The sequence below is a fragment of the Thiobacillus thiophilus genome, from assembly GCF_055378705.1.
On record NZ_AP042404.1, the window covers coordinates 1,603,776 to 1,620,650 of the forward strand.

Here is a 16,875-nt window from a genome sequence, read left to right on the forward strand (position 1 = left end):
GGGGGCCGCGTCGCACCTCGCGTTGACATCCGCTGCCGATGTTCCCTCGCGCACGGTAAAACCGACAACGGAAGCAAAAAAAAGTGCCCGGCAGAACCGGGCACTCAGGATCCCTATGAATTCGGATCAATAAAAGTCCGAGACACCTTCATTTACCAGATAGCGAAGGTTGGCATCCGTCCTGGTCGTGCTCATGAACAGATAATACCGTTTGTTGGCCACGATCGGACAATAACCAGGCCCGGTAACGACGTATGGCTGCATCGTATCGGTGCTCTTGCAGGCGCTTGAAGTTTCGGCATAGGTCGCCGTCGGGCTGTCGCTCAACCACACGCTCATCGAGCCGGAGTTGCCGCCATCCGCACTGGCCAAGGTGAAATACCTCAACGAAGTGCCGGCGGTCGATTTCGACATATAGCGCAGACCCAGAACCCTTCCAGCCCCGAAGGAGAATGTGGTTGTCGTGCTTGTGCCGGATACCGTGCCGGTAAACGAGCTGTTTACACCACAGCCGGTATTCCATGACGAGGTAATATAAAGGCCATTCAGGCAGCCCGGAACATAGCTCGACAGATAGGCCGCAGTCGGGCCGCTCTGATCCGCAATCAAGAGGTTGGTTGTGTTGGGCGGCACCCACAGGCCAGAACCCGGATCGGTGAGGGATACCGTCTGCAGAGCGAAGCTCGCCGTCACGGTACAGGCCGTCGTGATCGCGCCCGTCGTGTAAGTGCTGCCACTGAGCGAACCGCCGCAACCGCTTACCGTGGCAGCATAACCCGTCACGGGGGTCACGGTGAATGTGGTGGAGGTGTTGCCAACCACGTCCTTGCTCGCGGGGCTGATGCTCCCGTTGGCGCCGGCGCTGGCGCTGACCGTGTAGGCACGGGGCGCCGTGCAGCTCGCCGTCGTACCGCCGTTCGTTCCCGCGCAGGTCCAACTGTACGCCGCCGTCGCTGCCGACACGATCGACGCGCTGCCAGTGGTGCACAGATTGGCACTCGGCGCAGAGGTGGTCGTCGCCCCCGCCGCACCGCCGCACGTACCCGACACCGGCGCATTGGTAAAGCTCGCTGTCACGGTGCAGTCCGCCGTGACCGGGCCGGTGGTGAAGGTATTCCCGGATTGAGTTCCGCCGCATCCGCTCATGCTTGAGCTGTAACCCAAGGCCGGCGTTGCATACACAAGCGCAACGCCACCGCTGGCCACACCCTGAGTTTTGGGGTCGACGCTCCCGTTGGTGCCGGCGGTGGCCGTGACCGTAAAGCCACGTATCGCATAGCAGCTGGCTTCGGCGCCGCCGGTCAGGCTGAGGCAGGACCAGGTAAAGGACTGCGGCCCGGAGATGGGCAACGCCGCAGTACTGCCGGTGGCGCACTGCGCCGTACCCGTGGGCATGGCGGTGACGGCGGTGCCATCTGCGCCACCACACGCCCCCGGAGCTTTGGTATCGGGCGTCGCGGCAACCCCATTGGCCAAGGCAAGCACTACACTCGACGGCTTGACCACGACCTTGGCGCTGGTGCTGCCGGTAAAGACATCCGTACCAACAACCGGCACGCCCGCCACTGTAAACGCGAACTCCTGCGAAACATTTGCGTCGCCAAGTCCGACCGGGGTTGTATATTTGATTTCTTTATCGACAGATCCGTCCAGGTCAATGACCCCCGTGACGGAAATGGGAACGGCGCCCGTGACGGAAGTGTCTATCATCTTCCAGTCGATACTCTTAAGATCACCGCCAGTGCAGTTGGCAGCCAGTTGAAGCGTTTGGCCCTCGGTGATAATCGAGTAGGCCGGTGTGATCGTGCATGAGATGTCGACCGCCAGCGCGGGGCCACTCAGGAGGCCGATGGCGATCGCCACCCAGCGCTTGCTTTTGAACAGATTCATTTCGCTTCCTTTAAAGACTGGCATCTCAGTTGACCGGGGCACTATGGATTAACGCTGTCCGCATTTTAAACATGCAGGCCGTAGAGTGTGCGCATGGCATTAAGTTCAAATTGTATCGCGATTGGCTTACATATACGATCATAACCTGCTTGCTGCCTGCGGACCTTTCGACGAGTGTGTTGGGAATCGAACTCTTGACCCCGTGCAGGGTATAGCGGCAACCGCACGCGTAACTTGAGGTGTTTTTTGGCTATGTCACGGTTGGTTGTTGAAGTCATGTCTTGCCCCCTCTGATCTTGCGCCGTTGGTTGTTGAAGTCATGCTCCGATGAAGCCCCTACCCTGCGGCATCCCGCAGGCGGCCCCGTGGGAGCGGCTTTAGCCGCGATGCGTCGCAAGGTGCAAAATGACAAATTCTCGCCAGGGTCTTGCCGCGCCACCTTTGCGGGCTACCGCCCGCATCGCGGCTAAAGCCGCTCCCACAAAGCTGGCCAACACCAGCAAATAACGGTGAAAAAAGCTGCAAGCTGCAAGCTGCAAGTTTGCGATGTCACGGTTGGCTGTTGATTCATGTCTTGCCCCCTCCGATGAAGCCCCTACCCTGCGGCATCCCACAGGCGGCCCCGTGGGAGCGGCTTTAGCCGCGATGCGCCGCAAGGCGCAAAATGACAAATTCTCGCCAGGGTCTTGCCGCGCCACCTTTGCGGGCTACCGCCCGCATCGCGGCTAAAGCCGCTCCCACAAAACCGGCCAACACCAGCAAATAACGGTGAAAAAAGCTGCAAGCTGCAAGCTGCAAGTTTGCGATGTCACGGTTGGCTGTTGATTCATGTCTTGCCCCCTCCGATGAAGCCCCTACCCTGCGGCATCCCGCAGGCGGCCCCGTGGGAGCGGCTTTAGCCGCGATGCGTCGCAAGGTGCAAAATGACAAATTCTCGCCAGGGTCTTGCCGCGCCACCTTTGCGGGCTACCGCCCGCATCGCGGCTAAAGCCGCTCCCACAAAGCTGGCCAACACCAGCAAATAACGGTGAAAAAAGCTGCAAGCTGCAAGCTGCAAGTTTGCGATGTCACGGTTGGCTGTTGATTCATGTCTTGCCCCCTCCGATGAAGCCCCTACCCTGCGGCATCCCACAGGCGGCCCCGTGGGAGCGGCTTTAGCCGCGATGCGCCGCAAGGCGCAAAATGACAAATTCTCGCCAGGGTCTTGCCGCGCCACCTTTGCGGGCTACCGCCCGCATCGCGGCTAAAGCCGCTCCCACAAAACCGGCCAACACCAGCAAATAACGGTGAAAAAAGCTGCAAGCTGCAAGCTGCAAGTTTGCGATGTCACGGTTGGCTGTTGATTCATGTCTTGCCCCCTCCGATGAAGCCCCTACCCTGCGGCATCCCACAGGCGGCCCCGTGGGAGCGGCTTTAGCCGCGATGCGCCGCAAGGCGCAAAATGACAAATTCTCGCCAGGGTCTTGCCGCGCCACCTTTGCGGGCTACCGCCCGCATCGCGGCTAAAGCCGCTCCCACAAAACCGGCCAACACCAGCAAATAACGGTGAAAAAAGCTGCAAGCTGCAAGCTGCAAGTTTGCGATGTCACGGTTGGCTGTTGATTCATGTCTTGCCCCCTCCGATGAAGCCCCTACCCTGCGGCATCCCACAGGCGGCCCCGTGGGAGCGGCTTTAGCCGCGATGCGCCGCAAGGCGCAAAATGACAAATTCTCGCCAGGGTCTTGCCGCGCCACCTTTGCGGGCTACCGCCCGCATCGCGGCTAAAGCCGCTCCCACAAAACCGGCCAACACCAGCAAATAACGGTGAAAAAAGCTGCAAGCTGCAAGCTGCAAGTTTGCGATGTCACGGTTGGCTGTTGATTCATGTCTTGCCCCCTCCGATGAAGCTCCTACCCTGCGGCATCCCGCAGGCAGCCCCGTGGGAGCGGCTTCAGCCGCGATGCGCCGCCAGGCGCAAAAAGCAAATGCTCGCCAGGTTCTTGCCGCGCCACCTTTGCGGGCTACCGCCCGCATCGCGGCTGAAGCCGCTCCCACAAAACCGGCCAATATCAATAAGAACGATGACAGAGCCCCCAAAAAAAAGAGCCTGCTTGCGCAGGCTCTTTAAAACTACAGATGCTACCTACCAGCTCTACTTAACGCCGATAGCTATGCACGGTGCTGGAACCATAGTTCACAGTAGCGCCGCCTGCATCGCGAACGGTGGCAGCGAAACCGATCACAGGCAGGCCCCCGGCGGTCACTGCGTCCGCTTCACTAAACATCATCTCGGCCCAGCCAGCCGTGCCCACAGCGCTCGTGCTCACGCCCAAGCGGTTGGTGCCGAGGCCGAACACGCTGGAACCGTTGAAGTCGACCACGTTGGCCTCGTAGCACAGCTCGACATACTCAGCGGTCGGCGCCGGCGAGAAGTTGGTGTTGCCCAGGTTCTGGACCGTGCCTTCTTCGCGGTTATAGATGTTCAGGCCGATGTTGTCGCACGACATGCCGTTCTTGATCGTGGTATAGAACCACTCGGAGAAGCCGCCGCCAACGACAGGGGGTTGATCTTTGGCGGTGGGACCCGTGCCCGAAGTATACGAGTCGGTGTAGTGGTGCTTGGTCGGGAAGGTCATCACCCAGCTCGTGGATGCGCCGGTACCGGTTGCGTACTCGTTGATCACCGATTGCGCGCGCAGGATTTCCGACACGCCATTTACCGAGCCGGCATAGGCTGCAGAAACAGGCTGGCCATCTGTCAGAGCATTGATCGTCCCGACCGCATTACCGTTCGCGAGCGAAGGAGACTGACCGCCCGGCTCGGCGTTGATGGGGCCGAGGGTCTGGAAATCCTCGATCGCGGTCGGCTCGGCGTCGATTGCCGTGCCGTTGGCCACATTGATATAGGTGGTATGGCCCTTCAGGATGTTTTCAGGCGGCAGCATGTAGCCATTGAGCGTGGCAACACCGGCCGGCAGGAACATCTGGTCCACCAAAGCGCAATCGCGCGGCACGCCGCTCACGTGCTTGGCGTTGTACTCGAGGGTGTTGGTCGAGACAGCGGTGTCGCGGTCGCTAACGCCCATCTGGATGATTTCGAAATAGCCTTCCTGAACGCGGTCCATAGTCCCAACAGCGCCATCGGTCAGAGCGCCGGAGAACTCCGTATTCGTAAAGGCGATTTCCGTTGCGCCGGCATGGGTGGCGCTTGCGGGCAGCTGCGGCGAGGTACAGGTCTTGTCCCAGGTGCGGAGCAGCGCGCCGCCAGCAGTGGTGGAAGTCACCACCGCGCCCCAATGGTCGTACGGCGAAAGAACGACGTTGAAGTCACGCACTTCGCGGCTGTTCAGCGCTTCGCGGAAACGAACCTTGAAAGTCACCGTTTTGTCGGACGTGTTGGTCACGGTAAAGAGGGTGTCAAGACCGTTCTTGACCGTGTAGTAGGGGAACAGCAAAACCTGGCCAAGACCATCCTGGGAAACGTTCATGGCATGGGCCGGAGCCGTCATCGCCATCATGGCACCGCCGCTGACGACGGAAGCGACAGCCAGGGTTACGAGTTTTTTGCGGATATTCAAAGATTTCATCACTTATTACTCCTTGCAAGGAAAAAAAAAACAAACCAAAGTTAAGCCAAGCGCTTGGCCCCAGCTACAACATTGTAACCAACGTTACGGGCGCAAACCTTAACATGCCCACGCTGTTAGTTGAAGGTGTACCACCACTCCCGATTCTTGTAAATCCATTTCTCGGAGATGACCTTTTGCGTTTCTATCACCTCCCCACCCATACCGGGGAGACCGACTCGATAAGTCACTTCCACCGAAACAGTAGCAACGGTAGGGACATCATAGCTGATGTCAACAACGCGCGCGCCCTGCCAGTCAAGAACACGCCCGTACTTCCCCTTGTATTGTTGCAGATTTACAACAGCCCGGTATTCAGGTGTCGTGTGAACATAGGCTTTTTCTATATCCCCCTTGATCAGGGCATCCCATCGAGCCTCGGCGCGCGCTTTTAATACCGGGCGCTGGGACTCCCGCCATTTTTCGCTCTCTTCCGGCTCAAGGGTGGCGCAACCGGGTAAGGCAGACAGCATTGCGTACGCCAACCCAGCCACGACAAAAGATCTGCGGCTACTTACACTAAACACCTGGCTTCACCTCCATTTTTAAAAACAACCTCCTCCAAGCTCCAAGCCATCAACATGCCTTGCTCGGGGAAAACCGGGTTTATCCCGACCTTTTGTTTCCGGGCGAACAAGACATCAAGACGGCTGTTCACAGGCGCTGCGCGCTTGGCCAGAGCATTAACGTAGGTTCGCAACCGAACTTTAGCAGAATTACGTGCAAAGCAGCGCCCCGCTCAGAGCTGTGCATTGTATTGGCTGTAAAGACGCATGACCTTCGGCACATAAGCCTGCGTTTCACGATAGGGCGGAATTTTTCTGCCATGCCGGATCACGGCATTCTCACCGGCATTGTAGGCCGCCAGCGCAAGTTCGATGTTGTTGTCGAACATGTCCAGCAAGTCACGCAGGTAACGGGTGCCGCCGCGAATATTCTGTTGGGGGTCGAAGACGTCCTTGACCGCATAACGTTTGGCCGTTTCGGGCATGAGCTGCATCAGGCCCTGGGCGCCGGTTCGCGATACGGCCGCCGGGTTGTAGCCCGATTCAGCGGTAATGACGGCATGAACCAGGGCAGCATCGATGCCGGCCTCGCCCGCGGCTTGTTCGATGTGCGGGGCGAAGGCGGCGACGTTGCCCTTGACAGCCGGCGCGCGCGCGCGATTGTTTTTCCCGGCTTCCTCCAGCAGGCTGGATATGCGCCGGTAAAGGCCGCCTCCCGTGGCGCTGGTGTCCGGGGCGTTGGTGTAATGCGCGACGCCATCGGCACCCGCATAGGCATACACGTCGGCCTGCGCCGGGGCAGCCAGCGCAACCAGGATGATGAAGAAAATTCGCGGCACGGATTTACAAGGCATGGGGTGGACGGGTGCATTTTAACGCAGATCGCCTATTGGGATGCCCGTACTCGCCCAGCAGGCGGTTTGTTTTCGGGGCAAAGAGTTTGGCGGCGCCAGATTCGCGGCTGAAGCCGCTCCCACAGGGACGATGGCGATGTTTTTGTGGGAGCGGGTTTACCCGCGATTCTCGGCGGCCATTTCGCGGCTGAAGCCGCTCCCACAGGGGCGACGGCAATGTTTTGTGGGGGTGGGTTTACCCGCGATTGCAGCGGCCATTTCGCGGCTGAAGCCGCTCCCACAAGGGCGATGGCGATGTTTTTGTGGGAGCGGGTTTACCCGCGATTCTCGGCGGCCATTTCGCGGCTGAAGCCGCTCCCACAGGGACGACGGCGGTGTTTTGTGGGAGCGGGTTTACCCGCGATTGCAGCGGCCATTTCGCGGCTGAAGCCGCTCCCACAGGGGCGACGGCAATGTTTTGTGGGAGTGGGTTTACCCGCGATTGCAGCGGCCATTTCGCGGCTGAAGCCGCTCCCACAGGGGCGACGGCAATGTTTTGTGGGAGTGGGTTTACCCGCGATTGCAGCGGCCATTTCGCGGCTGAAGCCGCTCCCACAGGGACGACGGCGGTGTTTTGCGGGAGCGGGTTTACCCGCGATTCTCGGCGGCCATTTCGCGGCTGAAGCCGCTCCCACAGGGACGACGGCGGTGTTTTGTGGGAGCGGGTTTACCCGCGATTGCAGCGGCCATTTCGCGGCTGAAGCCGCTCCCACAAGGGCGATGGCGGTGTTTTTGTGGGAGCGGGTTTACCCGCGATTCCCGGCGGCCATTTCGCGGCTGAAGCCGCTCCCACAGGGGCGACGGCAATGTTTTGTGGGAGTGGGTTTACCCGCGATTGCAGCGGCCATTTCGCGGCTGAAGCCGCTCCCACAAGGGCGATGGCGATGTTTTTGTGGGAGCGGGTTTACCCGCGATTGCAGCGGCCATTTCGCGGCTGAAGCCGCTCCCACAGGGGCGACGGCAATGTTTTGTGGGAGTGGGTTTACCCGCGATTGCAGCGGCCATTTCGCGGCTGAAGCCGCTCCCACAAGGGCGACGGCGATGTTTTTGTGGGAGCGGGTTTACCCGCGATTGCAGCGGCCATTTCGCGGCTGAAGCCGCTCCCACAGGGACGACGGCGATGTTTTGTGGGAGCGGGTTTACCCGCGATTGCGGTAAACGCCGGCAACCCGCTCCTGTCAACGCCAGCATTTCTGTCATGATTATCGCCATGACGCTCCCTCCTCATAGCCGCAATCTGCGGATTGGCCGTGTCTCGGAAATCGGGCGGGGTTATCTTGTCACCACAATAACGCGAGACCGCTTGCCGCTGTTCGCCGATTTACATCTGGCCCGCTTGGCGATACGGGAATTGCGCGTTTGCGACGAAGCGGGGCTGTGCAGCACGCTCGCCTTTGTGCTGATGCCAGATCACCTGCATTGGCTGCTGCAGTTGACCGATGCCGCGCTCCCGGATCTGCTGCGGCGGTTCAAATCCCTGAGTGGCGGTGCCATCAACCGCAGTCGCGGCACCCCCGGCAGGGCGGTCTGGCAGGGCGGATTCCATGACCAGGGCATGCGCGACGAGGCTGATTTACAGCACATCGCTCGCTATATCGTTGCCAATCCCGTGCGTGCGGGGTTGGTTAACTCCGTTCGGCAATACTCCCATTGGGACGCGGTTTGGTTATGAAGGGATAAACCCGCCCCCTACAAAAAACTGTTACTCCCTGTGGTTTCAGCCGCGAAGTTGGCGCCGGGAATCGCGGGTAAACCCGCTCCCACAAAAACATCGCCGAGCGGGTTTACCCACGATTGCCCTCCACAAAAACACCACCGTCGTCCCCTGTGGGAGCGGGTTTACCCGCGATTGACCCCCACAAAAACACCGCCGTTGTCCTCTGTGGGAGCGGCTTCAGCTGCGAAGCCGACGCTGAGAATCGCGGGTAAACCCGCTCCCACAAAAACATTGCCATCGCTCTTGTAGGAGCGATTGAGGCGCATATCGCGGGGAAACCCGCTCCTACAAGGGGCGTCATCGCCGCGATTTTTACTCCTGCGGACTCTACTTTATTTGACGCTCTCGACAGCAGGTTTTGACGGCAGCTCTATCGGTTTGAGCATGAGCTCGAGGCCTTTGATGCGGCTGCGGTATTCCGCGGTGATGGCGGCTGCGTCTTGCGTGTCGGTGAGCACGCGCGGGGTGATGAGGATAATCAGTTCGGTGCGGTTGTCTTTCCAACTCTGGGTGCCGAACAGGCCGCCGATGACGGGGATCTTCGCGAGGAACGGCAAGCCTTCGTTGGCCCGGTTTTTTTCTTCCTTGATCAGGCCGGCGAGGATGACGGTTTCACCCGATTTGACGGTGACGGTACTTTCTGCGCTACGTTCCTGGATGGTTGGGGAGTCGATCCCGGAGGTGCTGGTGGTGGTGGCGTTGCTGACCTCCTGACTGATTTCCATGGTGATCTGTCCGCCCGCATTGACGCGCGGGGTCACCGAGAGCATGACGCCGGTATCAAGGTATTGCACGCTGCTGATGATGCCGGTGTCCGTGGTGGTGCTGGCGACAGACTGGGTCTGGCTGATGGTGGGCACGCTGTCGCCAACCTTGATTTTGGCGGTCTGGTTGTCTGCCACGGTGATATGCGGCGAGGAAATGACCTTGAGCTTGGAGTCGGTAGCAAGGGCATTGAGGACGGCACCGACATCGGCCGCCTTGTTCACCCAGGAATAGGAAAAACCGGGCACGAGTGGAGCGATCCCCCCCAGGCCGGTGTCGAGCTTGCCGCTGATGCGTGCACCATTGTTGAAATACCACTCCAGCCCGTATTGGAGTTCATCCACGAGGCTGATTTCGGCGATGGTGACCTCGACCAGAACCTGGCGCACCGCGACATCGAGCTTGCGGATGGCGGATTCGATGCTCTCGTAGTCGGCGGGGCTGGCCAGAATCAACAGGGCGTTGTTGTCCTTGTCGGCGATGACGCGCACATCCTGCGGCAAGCCCACACTGCCTTCAGACCCGGCCAGGCTTGTCGCTGATGCGGCCGGTTGGGCTTCCTTGCCGTTGGTCTGGGACGATTTTGCCGATTTGATCTCGGCAGGCACGGCGCCGGGCGCAAGTTCGGGGGAAGATGCTGCCTTGGCTTGCATACCCTTCCCGGAAAAAGCATCGTTGAGCAGGGTAGCCAGATTTTCGGCCTTGCCGTTCTGCACCGAATACACGTAAAGCCGCCGACCGCCTCCCCCCGAGACCGGGCGATCGAGGCGCTCGATCCAGGTGCGGGCCTGCTCCAGATATTTCGCCTGCGGGGTGACAACCAGCAGGGCGTTGAGCCGTTCGATGGGAACGACCCGGATGGCGCCGGCGAGCGGGCCGAGATTCTTGTCGCCAAACAGCTTTTCCAGTTCGTCGGTAACCGTTTTCACGTCCACGCTTTTCAGGGTGAACAGGCCGACCGACATGCCGGCAATCCAGTCCACGTCGAACATGTCGATGGTTTCGAGCATGTGCTTCAATTGCAGCTGGGTGCCGGACAGGGTGAGCAGGTTGCGCAGCGGATCGGTGCGCACGCTGGAAGGTTCGCCGGCGAGGGGCTCAAGGATTTTGGCCATGTCGGCCACACCGATGTGCTTGAGCGGGACAACCTGGATGCTGTAGCCGCCGGGCAGCGGCTTGCCGGCTTCGGCCAGTTGCGGCGTGGCATTGCCCTTGCCCGCAACAGCCGAGGGCACGATGCGGAATATGCCATCGCCCTCGCGGATCATCACCGCGCCGTTCATGCGCAGGACCTCCTCGAGCGTGTGCATGACCGCGCTTTTCGGGATGGGTTTGGCGGTGCGCAAGGTGATGGTTCCCCCTACGCGCGGATCGACGATGTAATTTTCCCTCAGAATGTCGCCAAGGATGGTGCGTACCACCTCGCGCAAATCGGCCCCTTCAAAATTCAGGGTCAGATTGCCGCCTGCGTCCGTGATCAAGGGCTGCGCTTCAGGTGGCTTGACCACCACGCCGCTGCCATAAAAAAGCTTGTAACGTTCTTCGACGTCGGCTTTCGCCTTGATATCGCCGACCGCATTGGCCTCGGACGATTTCATGGCGAGCTGGCTTGCCGTTTCGGGCTGCTCAACCTTGGGCGTAGCCGCGCACCCTGCGATGAGGGTGGCCAGCAGAACGGGGACGGCAACTCGATTCGCTCGGCCTGTCTTCGGGTTATTGGTTTTCATGCTTGACTATCCCAGGGTTGGTTACTGTAGCTGCGGCGTCCAGGACTTCGGTTTCACTCGACTGACTGCCTTTATCCCAAATTATCCATCAGGATTCGCAGGCGCGGCTTTAGCCGCGAATTTCAAACGAATCGCGGCTAAAGCCGCTCCTACGGTACGTTGTTTTGTGCAAATTCGGCTAATGAACAATCCGGATTTATCATTACTTGTAAAAATCTTTCAGCAGCGGATCGCGCTTGCGATCTTCCACCGTTTGCGGCGGAGGAATGATGGCTGCGGGTCGCTCGATCCGCCCGGCTGAAACACCCGTGTCTTGCGCAGTGCCTGCCGGCTGGGTTGAGCTCGCCGGGGCGGCCTGGAGTCTGGCGGGTTGCCCACCCTGAGGCGCGGCAACAGGTGCGGCGGCAGGTGCGGCAACAGGCTTGGCAACAGGCTTGGGACTCCGCTGAATCTTGAGCCGTATCTCTTCCCGGTCTTCGTATTGGGTGAAAACGATGCGATCGGCCTCGACCGTCTCAAGCTGGAGGCCATTGATGGTATATCCCTGAACGATCTGGCGTTCCTTGCCGCTGGCGATTTCCTTGACGACGGCAATCCTCATCTCGTCCATGATGATGGTTCCCAGCAATTGAAACTGACCCTTTTGCATGGCCGGGGGCGGCGGCGGCGGCGGCGGCGGCGCTGACGGCGCCGCACTGCGGCTGGGCACGAAAAGCGGCCGCTCCAGCGTCACGGCATAGGTTTTTTCCCGCGCCGGCAGGCGAAAATCCGGATAAGGCGCGACCTCGACCGGCGCGGACGGATGCACCACAGGCACGGACATGGGCGGGTGCAGGTTCTCGCCCCAGCCCAGCTCCCGGCCAATCGCCAGCGCCAGCAAGGCATTGACGAGCACCCAGGCCAGCAGCGCCAGACTCTTGATGTTGTTAAGGGCCATCATGGCTTCTTCAGCGCCGGTTTGGCGATCCGGGTGAAGGCGTACAGTTCGAACTGAACCAGGACGTCGGGCTCGACGCCCGGAACGGGCTTGAACACTCTCGCCACGCTTGAGCGGACGATCAGGTTGTCCACGTACAGATAAGGCAAAGCGGTTTCCAGCTCGTACAGGGCTTTCTGCAGTGCGGGCAATGGCCCGCGCAGCTGGAAATTGACTGCAACCTTGCGGCGCGGGCCGTCATCCTTGTGCGTGGTGATCTGGGTGCTCTCCACCTTGAGTTCATTGGCTTCGATGATGGCTTGCGCCATTTGCTGCACCTCGGCCGCGGCAAGGGCCGGAGAACTGGCCTTGAGGTAGTAGCGGTCGGCATTCCGTTTTGCGATGAGCGCAATGTTCGCCTCGACGTTTTTGCGCTGGCCGGCGATGCGCAGATAACGGCTGGTCCGATCCAGCCGATCTTCGATCGCCGTGTCGTAATGGAGATGGGCGCGCTGCCAGGGCACGTAGACCAGCACGGCAAGCAGGGCAAGCAGGGCAAGCAGCAGCACAATGGCAAGCACGCGGCTTTGCACGGGGGTGAGCGTCAGTTTCATGGCTTTGCGGGCGGCTTGCCGGCCTTGGCCGGTGGTTTGTTTTCATGCAACCCCCGCAGTGTAGCGAGGGCTCCGGCCGGATCGATGGCCTTGATCCCGACCGCGAGCTGGAAACGCTCCTCGCCAGCTTGCGCCTGGCCATCCTGGGCTCTGCCTAATTGCACCTTGACCAGCGGCGATTTGAAATTGGCATTTTCCAGCAAGGTCGACCGCTCGAACAGGCCAATCAGGCTGGCCGAGGAACCGGTATTGCCCTGCATGGAAACGTCCGCGCCGTGGATCTCCAGTTGCTGCAGCCAGGTGTTGTCGGGAAGGATGCGAGTCACCTCTTCAAGCAAGGCCACCTTGGCCGGCGTGGCCAGCTTGTGCTCGGTGGGGAAATTGTATTCGGCCAGCAGCCGCTCCTGTTCCTGTTTGAGCGCATCCACGGCATCGGCTTGTCGCTGGGCCTGGGCCAGAACCGGTTGCAGCGCGATCGCGACCTCGCGTTTTTTCCAGAGCGGAGCCGCAAGCAGCACGGCAAGCAGAACCAGCGTAACACCGGCCATGGCCCCGTAAAGCTTATACCTCGCGTAGCCCGGTTTGGGGCGCAGCCTTACCGGAAGCAGGTTCAGGCAGCTACCGGTACTTTCAAGTTCGTCGCTTACCACGACAGCCTGGGGCGTGACGCCCAAGGCTGTGAGCGTTGACAGGATTTCGTCGACGACAGCCCTGGGCGCAACGCCCAACAGGACATGCAGGCGATTGCCGCTGCGATCCTCGCGCAACAGCCGCTGGTCGTAATAAGCCTGATCGGCGGTATAGGGGGTCTGCCGCCCCAGTTCGAAGCCGAGTACCTGGGTCAGGTTTTCGGCAGCGGCGAGAGGCAGGGTGACTTGCTTGCGCAGCACCTGCGCTGCGGGCAGGCAGATACCGACCGAACGGACGCCGGCCTTGTTGCGCAGGGCATCGAAGGCGATCTTGTGCGCGGCCGCATCACCCGCGGCGAGGTTGACGCGCCCGATCTCGCTCCGCTTCTGCCCGGCCAGGCGCCAGAGGACGAGCGCGCCTTGTTCCATCCCGACCCACAGCATGCCGGGCGAGGGACGGTTTTGGGGGCGCAAAGCGGGTGGCACCAGGGCCGCCAGTTCACGGCCCCACCAGCGCAAAAAGCGCACCAGGACTGCACTGCGACTCTTTCGCTGCCTGCGTCGGGAGGATGTCATGCTCGCCATTGATCCAAGTCTGAGCGGATTAAAACCGCCCTTCCTGCCAGAGCAGGAAGATAAACGGTCGTTTTGGGTCTTGTGCCAACTTTGCTACCGCCTCCCGGACGAACTGCGTACCGTCCGATGCTTTCGCAATCGACCGAAGATTATACACTTGGCTTGCAGCACCGGTTTCGAATCCGGCGGCCCCCGGGAAAGGCAGTGGCATCTGCTCTGCGGCCAGCATTTCCTCGCGCTGGACGAGATAGGCATCCACGTCCGCTTCGGTCACGTTGGGCAGGGCCAGCAGAACCTGGCGCGGCGCCAGCGTACTGTTAATGCCGGACAATCTGGAAAACACGGTGAGCGCACCCTCCAGTTTTCGATACAGGCCGGGGGTGACGCCGATGACCCGCTGGAGTTCGTCGACGGTCTGAAATGGGGCGTTGGTTGGAATGTATGGCAATCCCATTGCCTCGTAACGATCCCGCTCCGCCCCCTGCAGACGCGTGAGGTCGTCCGGATCCCGCCAATCCAGAATGGCATCCAGAATCCGATTGGCCTGCTCTTCATCCTGGCCCGCTGACAGCAGCAGTCCTTTGAGCAAGGCGTCGCTGGCGACATTGAGGTCGATTTTGGCGGATTCGTCGCGCATGACGAGACGAATCTCGGCAGCATCCAGGCTGAATACGTGCGTCCTGCTGTCGGCCTTCCATCTCTCCGCATCGGTCGCCGGCCTGGTCAGTTCGTAGAGCCCGCGATGGACGCCGGCATCGGCCAGGGCGCGCGCCTTGGCGAGGGAAACCAGATTGCCGGCGACCAGGGCGGTGCTGCGCGCGCCATAGACGAAGCTGCCCGCAATGACGGCCAGCAGGGCGACGACCCAGAGCACGAGGATCAGCGCGATGCCGCGCTCGAACCGGTTTGGGCGGACCGAGCGGGAGGATGCGTTGCGCATGCTCATTCCGTCCTGGCCCGAGGTGCGGCGACGATATCAGGCCAGGTTTCGCCGTTTTCCATGGTCAGTTGCAGGCGGATCAGCTCGGGGGGCGTTTTTTGATCCAGCCATTGATCGTGCCAGGCGGGGTCTTCCATTTCCGACTGGGCTCCGAAGTAGGCCAATGCCATCTCCTTGACGGCTTTTATCAGTACCTTGGGTTCGGCTTGTTCAATGGGCTCGAAACCCGGCGCGTCTGGGTCGGGCAATTGCCAGCGCATCACCAGGTCGCGCCCGGTCGCGCCGTCGGCCAGGTCGAGGGCGATGAGGTGGTTGCCGGATACGCCGTCGTGCATCGCCACTGTTCCGACGAAGCGCAGGGATTCGGCTTCGCCGGCGAAGGCAAGCTGCTCTTCTTCGCCCACCCGCCAGCGCAAGGGGTAGGTTTGCTCGATGGCGCGCCGGATGAAATCGACGACGACCGCCTGCCGCGAGGAGGTCACCATGCGCTGTTCGCCCGCCTCCCAGCTCCGGGTTCCCAGATTCAGGCCCGCGAACAGCAAGACCAGAATGAAACCGACCAGGGTCATGCCAATGAGCAATTCGAGAAGGGTAAAGCCTTGTGCCCGACGTATCGGGTTCATGGCCGGGGCGCTGCGCGCAGGGTGACAAACCGGAGGATGCGCGGGGTCGTAGCGGTGTGGTCCCAGTTTACGGCGACTTCCACCTGGTACAGGTCGACCGGTGCGCCCGCGTCCTCCAGGGGCTGGGCGCTCGCGTCGTAACGCTGCACCGAGGTGCGCCACGTATAGCCAGGTTCCGCCCCGCCCGTGCTCTCGCCCTCGGCCAGGGGCGATTCGACGCCGACGGCCGCCAGTTGCGATTCGGCGATGGCCACGGCCCGGCTGTAGTGCTCCGCCGTGCCGATATTGCCGAGTCCTCCGGAGAAGATGCGCATGAGCACGCCCAGCGCCAGGGCGAGGACGATGAAGGCGACCAGCACCTCCAGCAGGGAAAAGCCCCGGCAGGAACGCTTCACGGCGTATCCAGGATCTCGACCTGGCCGGTGAGCCAGTCGACATCGACGAGGAATTTGCGTTCGCCCATGGTCAGGCTCACCCGGCCTCCGGTCGAACTGCCATCGGGATAGAAACGGATGGCGGCGGTGCTGGCGTCGGTAACCTCGCCCTGGGCGGTGTAGACCCCGATTTCCGCCTGTTGCGGCAGCTTGCGGGACTTGCCGTCTCCGCTCACCAGGAAACTGCGCGCCTCGACATCCAGGGTCAGGGTCGCCTCGCCCCGGCTGACGATCGCCTGGGAACGCGCTTTGCGCAGGCCGGCGGCCACCTGACGGGCGCCCGCCTTGAGTTCGGCTGTCGAACCGCCGACGGCGAACATCGGCGGAATCAGGGCGTAGGTCATTGCCAGCAGCGCCAGCACGACCAGCAGTTCCAGCAGGGTGAAGCCGGCTTGACGGGCTGTCACCAACTCACGACGTCCCGATCCTCGCCCTCGCCGCCCTCGCGCCCGTCGGCGCCGAGGGTGGAAAGATCGAAGGCGCCGTGCTGACCCGGGGATGCATAGTGATAGTCAGTGCCCCAGGGGTCCTTGGGAACGGTCTTTTTCTTCAGGTAAGGACCGTTCCAGTTGGTCGCCCCCCCCGGCGCCTCGACCAGGGCCTGCAGGCCCTCCTGGGTGTTGGGATGGCGCCCGACCTCAAGCTTGTACATGTCGAGCGCCGCCCCGAATTCCTCGATCTGGAGCTGGGCCGTGTCGGTCTTGGCGCTGGAGACGTATTTCATCACGCGCGGCCCCGCCAGCGCCGCGAGCATGCCGAGGATAACCAGAACCACCAGCAGTTCGAGCAGGGTGAAGCCACGCTGCGCCTTCGCTAATTTTGATTTGAACAACATATATATCACTCCTGTTTGCAAAAACTCATCTTCATGTGGGGCTGAAGCCCGACCCGAACGTTCGGCCTCTCAAGAAACACCATGCAACCATCGATTTCGTAGGGTGCGCCGTGCGCACCGATTTATGCCCCGCAGGGACGGTATCCCTTTGGGTACGTTCATGGTGCGCACGGCGCACCCTACAGGGTTTCTTGGGCGCGACAA

Annotated in this window: 14 protein-coding genes; 1 reads left to right on the plus strand and 13 read right to left on the minus strand. The window is 61.1% G+C overall.

What is annotated here, in order from left to right; translation table 11 throughout:
- Positions 1–126: 126 nt before the first annotated feature.
- From ACZ41T_RS07840 to ACZ41T_RS07855, 4 genes are all read right to left on the minus strand, one after another.
- Positions 127–1,890, minus strand: a complete 1,764-nt coding sequence (locus ACZ41T_RS07840) for a hypothetical protein (protein WP_464923904.1) — start codon at positions 1,888–1,890, stop codon at positions 127–129.
- A 2,136-nt stretch (positions 1,891–4,026) separates the two neighbouring features.
- Complete coding sequence (locus ACZ41T_RS07845; RefSeq protein WP_464923905.1) at positions 4,027–5,460, minus strand: hypothetical protein; 1,434 nt, start codon at positions 5,458–5,460, stop codon at positions 4,027–4,029.
- Between the two features lie 113 nt (positions 5,461–5,573).
- Positions 5,574–5,969, minus strand: a complete 396-nt coding sequence (locus tag ACZ41T_RS07850; protein ID WP_464923906.1) for a hypothetical protein — start codon at positions 5,967–5,969, stop codon at positions 5,574–5,576.
- 266 nt (positions 5,970–6,235) lie between these two features.
- Positions 6,236–6,841 carry a lytic transglycosylase domain-containing protein gene (locus ACZ41T_RS07855; RefSeq protein ID WP_464923907.1) on the minus strand — a complete coding sequence of 202 codons (606 nt, stop codon included), beginning with the start codon at positions 6,839–6,841 and terminating at the stop codon, positions 6,236–6,238.
- A gap of 1,252 nt (positions 6,842–8,093) precedes the next feature.
- On the opposite strand from ACZ41T_RS07855, the gene ACZ41T_RS07860 reads away from it, so the two are divergent.
- Positions 8,094–8,567, plus strand: a complete 474-nt coding sequence (locus ACZ41T_RS07860; protein ID WP_464923908.1) for an REP-associated tyrosine transposase — start codon at positions 8,094–8,096, stop codon at positions 8,565–8,567.
- A gap of 377 nt (positions 8,568–8,944) precedes the next feature.
- Here ACZ41T_RS07860 and gspD read toward each other — a convergent pair whose 3' ends face one another.
- The 9 genes from gspD to gspG form a co-directional block, all read right to left on the minus strand.
- Positions 8,945–11,104 (minus strand): type II secretion system secretin GspD, encoded by a 2,160-nt coding sequence (gene gspD / locus ACZ41T_RS07865; protein WP_464923909.1) that lies wholly within the window; start codon positions 11,102–11,104, stop codon positions 8,945–8,947.
- Between the two features lie 202 nt (positions 11,105–11,306).
- Entirely contained in the window at positions 11,307–12,044 is a 738-nt protein-coding gene (locus ACZ41T_RS07870; protein WP_464923910.1) for a hypothetical protein, read from the minus strand.
- Complete coding sequence (gene gspM, locus ACZ41T_RS07875) at positions 12,041–12,634, minus strand: type II secretion system protein GspM (RefSeq protein ID WP_464923911.1); 594 nt, start codon at positions 12,632–12,634, stop codon at positions 12,041–12,043. Before gspM ends, ACZ41T_RS07870 begins: the two co-directional genes overlap by 4 nt.
- Complete coding sequence (locus ACZ41T_RS07880) at positions 12,631–13,848, minus strand: PilN domain-containing protein (RefSeq protein WP_464923912.1); 1,218 nt, start codon at positions 13,846–13,848, stop codon at positions 12,631–12,633. Before ACZ41T_RS07880 ends, gspM begins: the two co-directional genes overlap by 4 nt.
- 19 nt (positions 13,849–13,867) lie before the next feature.
- Entirely contained in the window at positions 13,868–14,779 is a 912-nt protein-coding gene (locus ACZ41T_RS07885) for a type II secretion system minor pseudopilin (RefSeq protein ID WP_464923913.1), read from the minus strand.
- 2 nt (positions 14,780–14,781) lie between these two features.
- A complete protein-coding gene (locus ACZ41T_RS07890; protein ID WP_464923914.1) occupies positions 14,782–15,402 on the minus strand; it encodes a prepilin-type N-terminal cleavage/methylation domain-containing protein in 621 nt (206 codons plus the stop codon).
- Positions 15,399–15,797 carry a type IV pilus modification PilV family protein gene (locus tag ACZ41T_RS07895; protein ID WP_464923915.1) on the minus strand — a complete coding sequence of 133 codons (399 nt, stop codon included), beginning with the start codon at positions 15,795–15,797 and terminating at the stop codon, positions 15,399–15,401. The genes ACZ41T_RS07890 and ACZ41T_RS07895 overlap by 4 nt, the downstream gene beginning before the upstream one ends.
- Positions 15,794–16,243, minus strand: a complete 450-nt coding sequence (locus ACZ41T_RS07900; protein WP_464923916.1) for a GspH/FimT family protein — start codon at positions 16,241–16,243, stop codon at positions 15,794–15,796. Before ACZ41T_RS07900 ends, ACZ41T_RS07895 begins: the two co-directional genes overlap by 4 nt.
- On the minus strand, positions 16,240–16,671 hold the full coding sequence (gspG, locus tag ACZ41T_RS07905) for a type II secretion system major pseudopilin GspG (protein ID WP_464923917.1): 432 nt from the start codon (positions 16,669–16,671) through the stop codon (positions 16,240–16,242). The genes ACZ41T_RS07900 and gspG overlap by 4 nt, the downstream gene beginning before the upstream one ends.
- Positions 16,672–16,875 lie beyond the last annotated feature (204 nt).